9 protein-coding genes are annotated in these 10498 nt (G+C 62.3%); 3 read left to right on the forward strand and 6 right to left on the reverse strand.

What is annotated here, in order from left to right; all coding sequences use genetic code 11:
• The first annotated feature begins 130 nt into the window (after positions 1-130).
• Complete coding sequence (locus IBX59_RS14060; RefSeq protein WP_296376657.1) at positions 131-1597, forward strand: DNA polymerase Y family protein; 1467 nt, start codon at positions 131-133, stop codon at positions 1595-1597.
• On the forward strand, positions 1597-4899 hold the full coding sequence (locus IBX59_RS14065; protein WP_296376659.1) for an error-prone DNA polymerase: 3303 nt from the start codon (positions 1597-1599) through the stop codon (positions 4897-4899). Before IBX59_RS14060 ends, IBX59_RS14065 begins: the two co-directional genes overlap by 1 nt.
• Positions 4900-4992: 93 nt before the next feature.
• On the opposite strand, the gene IBX59_RS14070 is transcribed toward IBX59_RS14065, so the two are convergent.
• Entirely contained in the window at positions 4993-5535 is a 543-nt protein-coding gene (locus IBX59_RS14070; RefSeq protein ID WP_296376661.1) for a helix-turn-helix transcriptional regulator, read from the reverse strand.
• Positions 5536-5777: 242 nt separating this feature from the next.
• Between IBX59_RS14070 and IBX59_RS14075 the strand changes: the two genes are divergently transcribed.
• Positions 5778-6590 carry a cytochrome c gene (locus IBX59_RS14075; RefSeq protein WP_296376663.1) on the forward strand — a complete coding sequence of 271 codons (813 nt, stop codon included), beginning with the start codon at positions 5778-5780 and terminating at the stop codon, positions 6588-6590.
• Here the strand turns inward: IBX59_RS14075 and IBX59_RS14080 are convergent.
• From IBX59_RS14080 to IBX59_RS14095, 5 genes are all read right to left on the reverse strand, one after another.
• Positions 6587-6745: a hypothetical protein gene (locus IBX59_RS14080; RefSeq protein ID WP_296376665.1), complete on the reverse strand. Its 159-nt coding sequence runs from the start codon at positions 6743-6745 to the stop codon at positions 6587-6589. The two genes, IBX59_RS14075 and IBX59_RS14080, sit on opposite strands and share 4 nt — an antisense overlap.
• 116 nt (positions 6746-6861) lie before the next feature.
• The gene (locus IBX59_RS15180) at positions 6862-7038 is read right to left on the reverse strand and encodes a hypothetical protein (RefSeq protein ID WP_367119390.1); all 177 of its coding nucleotides are present in this window, start codon (positions 7036-7038) and stop codon (positions 6862-6864) included.
• 38 nt (positions 7039-7076) lie between these two features.
• Positions 7077-8624, reverse strand: a complete 1548-nt coding sequence (locus tag IBX59_RS14085; RefSeq protein ID WP_296376672.1) for an ABC transporter ATP-binding protein — start codon at positions 8622-8624, stop codon at positions 7077-7079.
• Positions 8624-9676: a hypothetical protein gene (locus IBX59_RS14090; protein ID WP_296376667.1), complete on the reverse strand. Its 1053-nt coding sequence runs from the start codon at positions 9674-9676 to the stop codon at positions 8624-8626. Before IBX59_RS14090 ends, IBX59_RS14085 begins: the two co-directional genes overlap by 1 nt.
• Positions 9677-9710: 34 nt before the next feature.
• The coding region (locus IBX59_RS14095; RefSeq protein ID WP_296376670.1) for an alpha/beta hydrolase at positions 9711-10498 on the reverse strand (788 nt) is incomplete at its 5' end.

Consider the following 10498-nt stretch of genomic DNA (forward strand, 5'->3'; position numbering starts at 1 on the left):
TCCCGCTGGCAGGCGGAATTGTTCCGGTCGCGCGGACAGCCGCCCGGCACATGGATCGCCACCTATGACCGCGCGGCGGATCGTGTCGATTTCGCTGCCCCATTTCGCGATGGACCGATGGCAACGGGTGATGGAACGGCAGAGCGCCGCACCGCCCGATGACATTGCCGTGGTGCTGGCCACCGAAGGGCCGCATGGCCCGGTCGTCCATACCGGCAATCGCGCCGCGCGGCTGGCAGGCATCACCGCAGGCGCGCGGGTTGTCGATGTCAAGGCGATCTGCCCCGATCTGCGCGTGGAGTATGCCGATGTCGCGGGCGACAGGGTGGCGCTGGAACGGCTGATGCTTTGGGCGCGGCGCTGGTGCCCGTGGACGGTTATGGACGGGCCGGATGGCCTGATCCTTGATACCACCGGCGCGGATCATCTGTGGGGTGGCGAAGCGGCGATGCTGATCGACATGGAAACCCGGCTTTCCCTGCTTGGCCTGACAACGCAACTGGCCATCGCCCCCACATGGGGGGCGGCATGGGCGCTGGCCCGATATGGCCCGGTGCGGGCCATCTGCCCGCCCGACCAGATCGCGGCACGGCTGGCCCCCTTGCCCGTCGCCGGATTGCGGCTTGGGGGGGAAACGCTGTTGCTGCTGCGCCGTCTTGGGCTGAAAACCATCGGTGCGCTGGCGGCGGTTCCGCGCCTGTCGCTGACCCGGCGGTTCGTGCGCGCACCCTTGGCAGCCAATCCGCTGATGCGGCTGGATCAGGCGATGGGCAATCTGGCCGAGCCTGTCGCCAGCCCTGCGGCCCCGCCCCGGATCAGGGCGCAGACCCGTTTGCCCGAACCGGTGCAAGATCCCACCGCCTATCTGGCGGCGCTTTGCACCGATCTGTGCGCGCAGCTGACGCAGCACGGGCTTGGCTGTCGCCGCCTGCGGCTGACAGTCTATCGCACCGATGGCCAGATCAGCACGCTTGACGCCACCGCCGCCGCCGCCAGCCACGACCCCGCCCATCTGCGCGGCCTGTTCAATGACAAACTTGAACGGATCAACCCCGGCTTTGGCTTTGATCTGATCACGCTGGATGCGGGCGTGGTCGAGCCTGTGCAAACGGTGCAGGTCGGGCTGGATGGCAAGGGGCAGGATGATCTGCATCTGCCCTTGCTGATCGACCGGCTGGTGGCGCGGCTGGGGGCGCGGGCCGTGATCGCACCCCGCCACTACGGCAGCCACATCCCAGAACGCGCCGAAACGCGCGGTGATGTGCTGGGCACAGCTGCGCCGTTGCTATCCGTTCGGGATCAGGACCGCCCCCTTCGCCTGCTGTCCCCGCCAGAAGAGGTGCGCGTCATCTATGCCGTTCCCGAAGGCCCGCCGGCGCAATTCATCTGGCGACGGCAGACGCATCAGGTGGCCCGCTATGCCGGCCCCGAACGGATCGCGCCGGAATGGTGGACAGACCGCCCTGGCACACGGCTGCGCGATTACTTCAAGATCGAGGATCACAGCGGCAAGCGCCTGTGGCTTTACCGCGAGGGCCTGCACGGGGATGGGCGCGGGGCCGATCCCCGCTGGTTTGTGCATGGGATGTTTGGCTGATGCCCCAGAATGACCACCAGCACCCAAGGCGCACCCTGAACGCCGACGGTTTCACCCCCAATCCGCGCGCCGATTTTGTCGAATTGGGGGTCACAAGCTGCTTTTCATTTCTGCATGGGGCCTCTGACGCTGTTGATCTGGTGGCGACCGCATCCGCGCAGGGCCATGATGCCATCGGCATTGCCGATCTGAACACCATGGCTGGCGTGGTGCGCCTGCACAGCGCGGCAATCAAAGCCTGCCTGCGTCCTGTTATCGGGTGCCGTATCCTGCTGGTCACCGGGGCTGCGTTTCTGGCCTATCCCACAAACCGCGATGCCTATGGCCGGCTTTGCACGCTGCTGTCGCAGGGCAAGATGCGCGATACGGATGGCGCATGGCAGGCCAAGGGCGCGTGCGATCTGACGCTGGACGCACTTGCCGCCCATGCGGAAGGTGTGCAGCTGATCGCGCTGCCGGGCGATGACCTTGACCGCTTTGCCGCAGACCTGCCCGCACTGGCGCGCGCCCTGCCCGGCCTGCGCCATATCGCGGCCAGTTATCTGTATCGCGGGGATGACCGCGCCCGGATCAACCGGCTTGACCGGCTGGCGCGTGCGCATGGCATGGCGATCCTTGCGACAAATGACGTGCATTACCACGCGCCCGAACGCAGACCCTTGCAGGACGTGATGACCTGCATCCGCCACAAGACGACCATCACCAAGGCCGGTTTCCTGCTGGCGGCAAACGCCGAACGCCACCTGAAATCCCCCGCCCAGATGGTGCGGCTGTTTGCCCAGTGGCCGCATGCGATCCACGCCACCCGCGCTGTCGCTGACGCCTGCACATTCGACTTGCGCGACCTGTCCTATGAATACCCCCGCGAAAGCATCCCCCAAGGGCGCGAACCACAGGATTACCTGACCGAACTGACCTGGCGCGGGGCAGCGGACCGCTATCCCGACGGCATCCCCGACAAGACCCGCAAGATCCTGCACAAGGAACTGGCGCTAATCGGCAAGCTGGATATCGCCCGCTATTTCCTGACCGTCCATGACATCATCCAATATGCCCGCCACACCGTAACCCCGCCGATCCTGTGTCAGGGGCGCGGGTCGGCGGCCAATTCGGCGGTGTGCTATGTGCTGGGGATCACGGCCGTTGACCCCGAAAAAAGCGATCTGCTGTTCGAACGGTTCATTTCCGAAGAACGGACCGAACCGCCCGACATCGACGTCGATTTCGAACATGAACGCCGCGAAGAGGTGATCCAGCATATTTATGCGAAATACGGGCGTGACCGGGCGGGGCTATGCGCCACGGTGATCCACTATCGCCCGCGCATGGCGGTGCGCGAGGTCGGCAAGGTCATGGGCCTGTCGCAGGATGTGACCACCGCACTGGCCAAGACGATCTGGGGCAGTTGGGGCCGCGAGGTAGGTGCGCAGCACGCCGCCGAGGCGGGGCTGGACCTGCGTGACCCGCTGATTGCCCGCACGATCAAGCTGGCAGACATGATGATCGGGATGCCGCGCCATCTGTCGCAGCATGTGGGCGGCTTCATCCTGACGGAAACGCCACTGACCCGGACCGTGCCGATCGGCAATGGCGCGATGAAGGACCGCAGTTTCATCGAATGGGACAAGGATGATATCGACGCCTTGCGCATTCTCAAGATCGACGTGCTGGCGCTTGGGATGCTGAGCTGTATCCGCAAGGCCTTTGACCTGATCGCGGCACATCACGGCAAACGGTTTGATCTGGCCAGCGTCCCGCAGGAAGATCCGGCCGTTTATGACATGTTGTGCAAGGGCGACAGCCTTGGCACATTTCAGGTGGAAAGCCGCGCACAGATGAACATGCTGCCCCGCCTGAAACCGCGTGAATTTTACGATCTGGTCATTCAGGTCGCCATTGTCCGCCCCGGCCCCATTCAGGGCGATATGGTGCATCCCTATCTGCGCCGCCGCAGCGGGCAGGAAAAGGTGGATTATCCAGCCCCAGGCCCTGCCCACGACCCTGATGAGCTGAAGAAAATCCTTGGCCGGACGTTGGGGGTGCCGATCTTTCAGGAACAGGCGATGAAAATCGCGATTGACGCCGCAAGGTTCAGCCCTGCCGAGGCAAACGAGTTGCGCAAGGCGATGGCCACCTTCCGGTCGCGCGGCACCATCGCGGCATTGCAGGACAAGATGGTGGGGCGCATGGTCGCGCGCGGCTATGACCCCGATTTTGCCCGCCGCTGTTTTGACCAGATCAAGGGTTTCGGCGAATACGGCTTTCCCGAAAGCCATGCGGCCAGCTTTGCCCTGCTGGTTTATATTTCCTGCTGGATCAAATGCCATTACCCCGATGTCTTTTGCACAGCCCTGCTGAATTCTCAGCCCATGGGGTTTTACGCCCCGGCCCAGATCGTGCGGGATGCCCGCGCGCATGGCGTGGAAATACGCGCCGCCGATGTGAACTATAGCGATTGGGACAATACACTGGAACCCAAAGGCGCGGGTATCTTCGCCATGCGTCTGGGGTTGCGCCAGGTGGATGGCGTCGGCCAGAAAGCCGCGTTGCGCATCATGGCGGCGCGTTATGCGCCTTTTGCCGATATGCAAGATCTGAAAACCCGTGCGGGCCTTGATGCAGGCACCATGCGCAAGCTGGCCGCTGCCGATACGTTCCGGTCCATGGCGCGCGACCGCAGGCAGGCCTTGTGGGATACCCGCGCGCTGCGCGATGCGCCAGATCTGCCACTGTTCCGGCAGACCCGTGACGAAGGCCAAGAGGCAATGTTTCCGCTGCCCCCAATGCCCATATGCGAACATGTGGTCGCGGATTATCAGACCTTGCGGCTGTCACTGCGGGCGCATCCGATGGCGTTTCTGCGCAACAGCATGGCCCGCCAAGGCTATCGCGCCGCCGCCGATCTGACCCGGATGCACCAGGGTCAAAACATTGCCATCGCCGGGCTTGTCCTGATCCGCCAGCGCCCCGGCAGTGCCAAGGGGGTCTGTTTCATCACACTAGAGGATGAAACCGGCCACGCCAATCTGGTGATCTGGCCCAAGATGATGGCGGCCTTTCGCAAACCTGTCATGCAGGCCCGATTGCTGGATGTGCGCGGCGTCGTCCAGCGCAGCGACGATGTGATCCATGTTGTCGCCCACCACCTGCAAGATCGCAGCGACGCATTGGACCGGCTGTCAAACGATCATATGGATGTTCCGCTTGCCCGCGCGGATGAACTGCGCAAGCCACTGCCCGCCGGCACCCACCGACACCCCCGCGATGTGCGGATCATGCCAAAATCGCGTGATTTTCACTGAGCCATCACAATGCCCTGCCATGCAGGACAAGATCTTGACCGGTGTCGTTGCCCATCGCGCCGCCGGCCCTTTGCGTTTGCCATGACTTGCGTATCAGCTTGCAGCTGGAACCATTCCGCCTTTTTCATGGTCTTTGATGGTTCCATGTTCAATGAACTCTTCCATAAAAAGGGCGACGAATTCGCTTCTGGTGCGCACATTCGCGGCACGGAATATCGCGCTGAAGTGGGCCTTGACGGTGCCCTCGGCCGATCCGCGTATCGCCGCAATGTCGGATATGCGCAGGCCCCGCAGACACAAAAGCGCGACATCACGCTGCGCTGCGGTCAACTGCCAGCTCTCGAACTGGCGATGCAAGATACTGTCGAAATCGCCCCGCAAAGACCGCAGATCCCGCGCCATTGAATCGCTTTGCAACTCTAAATACCGCTGTATCTGTCGGGCAATACCAAAGCCGATTAAAAGCAGCAGCATGATTAACAATTCAGATAAAAGATGGATCAGCGCCTCTGGTCCAAGATAGGCCCAGACGCGTGGATCGGGAAACTCTAGGATCAGATCCACTCCAAAGCCAAGGCCACAAACCAGTTGAATAACTGCCATGACATAGGTCAGCCGTTCCAGCTTGCCCTGCACGCGCTTCGTCCGCGACATTTGCTGAGTCGAATTTTTCATGCGCCAATGCCTTCTGTGCCCCTAAACCAAAGTCGCATTGCGCGGTTTATGGGCAATTACCGCCCAGTTTAGCGTTGCCACCCCATGCTGCAAGAAAGAAAGCTGTTATCAGGCATGGCCCTGCGTTGGTCTTGGTCAATATGGGCTGATGGCTTTCGATGGATTTTTATGACGAAAAAGGTGAGGATGAGGAGACGACCACCATGAAACAAAAAATATTATTTAGCAGCGCCGCGATTGCCATTTCCGTGACACTGTTCACCGGCGCTGCATCTGCGCAAGTCTCGGTCGAGCCGCAAGAACACGGACCGGCGCAACAGGAATTTGTGCATGGTGCGCCACAACTGCCATCTTTGGAATGGATCCTTGCTGCCGGTGGGCGGATCTATGACAACTGGTGGGAAGCGCTTGATCGTGACCCGCCCGAAGGCACCAACCCTGCCTATCCCGCCAGCGCCCAGCAAGAAGGCGAAGCCACGTGGCGCTGCAAGGAATGTCACGGCTGGGACTATCTGGGCGCGGAAGGCATCTATCGCCAAGGCAGCCATTTCACCGGCATTCCCGGCATCATGGGCGCACGTGGGTATCCTGCGGAAACAATTTTTCGCACGCTGCGAGACGCGAACCACCCCTACACGCAAGAGATGATCACCGACGACGAAATGCTGCGCGTCGCAACCTTTGTCAGCCAAGGTTTGACCGACATGCGGGCCTTCATCAACATGGAGACACGACGGGTTATTCCCGGTTCGGGAGATTTTGAACGTGGGCGCGCTATTTTCCAGACCACCTGCGCCGCCTGCCACGGCTTTGACGGGCGCGCGATGGATTGGGGCGAAGATGACGAACATAATTTCGTTGGCACCGAAGCGGCAGAATTACCCGACGAAGTGTATAACAAGATCGCCAACGCTCATCCCGGGGCAGCCATGATTAACACCCGCGCGTTTTCCGTGCAGGACCGCATCAGCCTGATGAACTATATCGCTACCCTGCCAGTCAGCATTGACGACTAAACCACAAGACGGCGGGCGGCAATTTGTGCTGGCCCGCCGACGATAAAGATCGTGCCGGTCAGTTCATCATCCACATAGCTGTTGTTCAGCTCGTCCGGCCTCAGTTCGCGCGAAGAATGCACGCCGGAGTTACAGGCCGGGCGGCTTTCGGCCATGCCTGCGCCACGCACCGACCCAAACGCCGCGTTGACGACACAAAAGACACCGGGTTTGACCAGAAAATACGCTTTTTGCCGTTCTGTTGCACGACTTTATACATCGACGGGGCATATCACACCTCGGATTCCATGCACTGCTGGTCGCTCTGGCCCCCGCCAAACTTGTTCTGGCTTGTGTCAATGGCGCCCTGTTTGGTGATCAGCCATCTATATATCTTGTCACCGTAACCAACGGTGCATTTGTGGCAGGCTATATTGACATCCTGCGCATTCGCAGTGCGCAGATGCAGATCACCCGGACGTCTCTAGCCGCAACCACCCCGGCCCGTCAGGCCGCCGATGGCATCGCCTGCACCAGTTCGGATGCCCGGATGACCGTTGCGCCACGGCGTTTGACATACCGCCGAAACTGGGGACTTTGGGAAAGATCGCAATCGCTGCCGACCAATATGAGGCGCGGGCGGAACAAACGCATCCGCACCAGACTGATGCACTGTCGTTCCCGCCGCGTCAGGTTCCTGCCGCCTTCCCAGACTGTGCCGTCCAACCCACCAAGCCTGTCCAGCAATGCGCCAAGCCCTCCTTCGCGCGCAAGAACATCAAGCGCCGCATCATCGGGGCGATCTGTCACGCCAAGCAGCAACACGCGGCGCAATGATCCTTGCAGAATTTCTTGTGTTGCCCCCACGCGCAGCACCCCGCGGCGCAGGCTTCCTTGACTTAGGTCGCACAAATCCACACCTGACAACAATATCTGGCCTTCGGCCGGTGCATCCAGCCCCAATAGCATGTCCATCACGGCCTCTGCGTCCCATTCGCCAAGTGACAGGCAAAAGTTGCTGCGTGGCGCAACAGTGGCGTTCAGCACATGCCCCGATGGTAGCAAGACATCCCTGAATACCACATCAATCACCCCCTTGGGAAATGATTTACCCTTCCGGTAAAGGCGGCGCCCCGGACGAATCAGAACCGCGTTGGCCTTCACAACTGCAGCACGATAGGCCGCGCGGTCGTTCCACACGCTGCCAAGATCACGCAGCGGTGACACCAGCAGGCCCAACGCCGCCAGCGCCGCCGCCACGCGCCCGGTATCCAACCCGGCCCGAACCCCGGCAAGAACAACCAGCGCCGCCGCAATCCCGACCGCCACATCCGGCAGCGCCTTGATTGTTTCGGCGTTGCAACGGTGCTGAAGCGCCGCGCTGATCATGGCATCGGTGCGCCTGTCCAGTTGCGCCAGTTCTTTGCCCCGGCGGCCCAAACGGTCCAGGTAGGGCGCCAGCGGCATCCGTTCGGCCATGTCGGCGGCAATGCGTGCCCGCCGCACGCGCAAGCGCCGTTGCAGCGGCACCAGCCGCAACCCCCCCAAGGTGATCAGAACCAACGTCAACCCCAGGACAGGCGCAACGACAAAGGCGAAAGCCGGGCTGAGGAGCCACAGCACCATCAGAGTCACAGGCACCAAAACCACCCCGGATACCAGCGTCGGCAACCCACGGCCCAACCAGTTGCGAAAGGCTCCCATATCGCCCACGAACCGCAGCGACATATAGCCCGACCGCCGTTGCGCGACAGCGCGGGCCGGCATGTGCGCGGCATGGGTAAACAGGGCGCGGCGGATCTCGCGGGCGTAATCCTGCCCGATCCGTTCACCCCATTGCCGTGCCGCAACCCGCGTAACCGCGATGAAGGCACCAGCTGCCACCAGCACGACCAGCCCGGTGACCGGCAGTGTCGCACCCTCATGCATGGCCGCAAACAACCCCCGCGTCGCAAAAGCCGCGGCGCCCGCCGCAGCGCCCTGAACCAAGGAAAATATCGCGACAGCCGCAAGGCCCCGCCCGCGATTGCGATCAAGAAGCGGCGGCATCACCATCACGCAGCCCGCCGATCACCCGACAGCGCGCGCAGGGCAAAAACATTTGCCTCTGCCGGATCGGCCAGATCATCTTTGCGCAGCACCATGACGCCAGTCGCCGTCACCGCCTCGGCCACGGCCATGGGTGAACAGCTGAGGATTCCGGTCAGCACATCCGGGCGCAGGCCATGGCGCGCCAGTTCAGCCACACCGCCCGCGGCCGCTACCGCATCGCCGCAGGCAAAGACCAGGCCCGACAACCGCGCGCGGAACCAGGGGTCGGCCACCAGCGCACCGGTTTCGCGCTGAAACAGCCCGTCGGCGATTTCCATTACCGCGATGTCACACCCCTGTTCGGCAGCGTGCCCCAGCAGACAGTTCAGCCCCGCCTTGACCCGCGCCAGCGGCTCTTGATAGGTCGTCACCATGCCCGCATCGGTAAAATCGGCAACCACATGAGCGCCTGTGTCTGCATATTCGTTGAAATCCCCAAAGGCACCTGTCCCCGTCCCCTTGAGCGCGGCCACCCGGTAGCCGGCGCGCCGCAGGCCCAGCGCCAGTTGGGCGGTTGCCAACGTCTTGCCCGAATTCATCGCCGTGCCGATCACAAAAATCACCGGAATATCATCCGCCCGATCCGATGCCGGCAAGGCAAACCGCGCAAGGTTCACCGGCACGCCTGCGGCATCCAGCAAACGGCCCATCGGCAATAGCCGTGTGGCGGACTTGACCCGCTGGTTCCGGGCTGTCATCCGGCCGATACAGCCGCCACCGGCCAGCAAATCCGCGCCATCGGGGTCAATTTCGGCCAGCCCTTCAAATTGGTCGGGCGCATAACGCGCACCACAGGCCAGCACCACCATATCGCCCGGATAGATAAAAGAGGGCCGGCCCGAGCTTAACTGCACCCGGCGGTGCTGACCCAGGGTTGCGACCTGCGCAAGGATCAGATCGCCCGCACGCGCTGCGGCAAAATCGGTATTCATGCCCGCGACAAGGGCGCGATCGACACGTCGGGTTGAAAAGGTCCATTTCGCATCGGACAAAGCAGCAAGAGGGATCGTGTTCATTGGGAAAATCCTGTTTGGGTGTGTCAGAAAATTTTTAGCTGGCCTGCGCATAGCCAAAGGTGCCGGGCGCGGTCACGCGTTCGGCCAGGCCGCCTTGTTGGATGGCCTGTTCCACGTCGTGCGCTACACCGGGCAAACGCGTCAGGGTGATTGCTGGCTTGATACCTCGCGCCAAGGCTGCGGCGCGAAAACGGCTGACATAGGTTTCTGCACGGGCCAACCGCGTTTGCCCTTGCAGTTGGTCAAGGTCCGGGGTCTGGCGCAGGCTGTCGTCACGTGCGACGTCATCTGTACCAACAAACACCTGCACCCCAAGACGCAGAAAGGCCGGCAGCCCATGGGCGTAACGCCGTGCCCAGAGCAGGCCACCCTCCCCGCCATCATCGCCAAGCCCGTAAGGATAGGCCACGCGGGTATCAGGCAGGCAATACCAACCCGCTGCGGCAATGTTGAGTTGCCCGACCTTGTGCGGGTAAAGCATGGCAAACCGATGGGCCAGTTGCGCGCCCCCCGAATGGCCGCACAGATCAACCGGCCCCGCAAAAGCAGGGTCAACGGTAGCCAAATGCACCAGCAAGGCCAACAGCGCCTGATCCGGCCGCGCGGCACGGCAGGGCCGCTGAAAGTGGGGCCAGCTTTTTGCGCTGAAATGTGGCACGACAATCGCACGCCCGCTGTGCGCAGCGGCGGGGCGGAACAAATCCACCAACGTGGCGGCATTGCGCGAAATTCCGTGCAAAACGACCAATGGCGCAAGACCAGACAGGTTTGCCGGATAAATGACCCGCGCCGGCAAAATGCCAGAGCGTGAAGCGACGCGAT

This window comes from Yoonia sp. (genome assembly GCF_014859355.1).
In the GTDB taxonomy this organism is placed as follows: Bacteria; Pseudomonadota; Alphaproteobacteria; order Rhodobacterales; family Rhodobacteraceae; genus Yoonia.

Coding starts and splice junctions, on each gene's coding strand:
- IBX59_RS14080 (WP_296376665.1), bottom strand. CDS start 6,745: ATGGCCGAAAGCCGCCCGGCCTGTAACTCCGGCGTGCATTCTTCGCGC.
- IBX59_RS14085 (WP_296376672.1), bottom strand. CDS start 8,624: ATGGTGATGCCGCCGCTTCTTGATCGCAATCGCGGGCGGGGCCTTGCG.
- IBX59_RS14065 (WP_296376659.1), top strand. CDS start 1,597: ATGCCCCAGAATGACCACCAGCACCCAAGGCGCACCCTGAACGCCGAC.
- IBX59_RS14075 (WP_296376663.1), top strand. CDS start 5,778: ATGAAACAAAAAATATTATTTAGCAGCGCCGCGATTGCCATTTCCGTG.
- IBX59_RS14060 (WP_296376657.1), top strand. CDS start 131: ATGGAACGGCAGAGCGCCGCACCGCCCGATGACATTGCCGTGGTGCTG.
- IBX59_RS14090 (WP_296376667.1), bottom strand. CDS start 9,676: ATGAACACGATCCCTCTTGCTGCTTTGTCCGATGCGAAATGGACCTTT.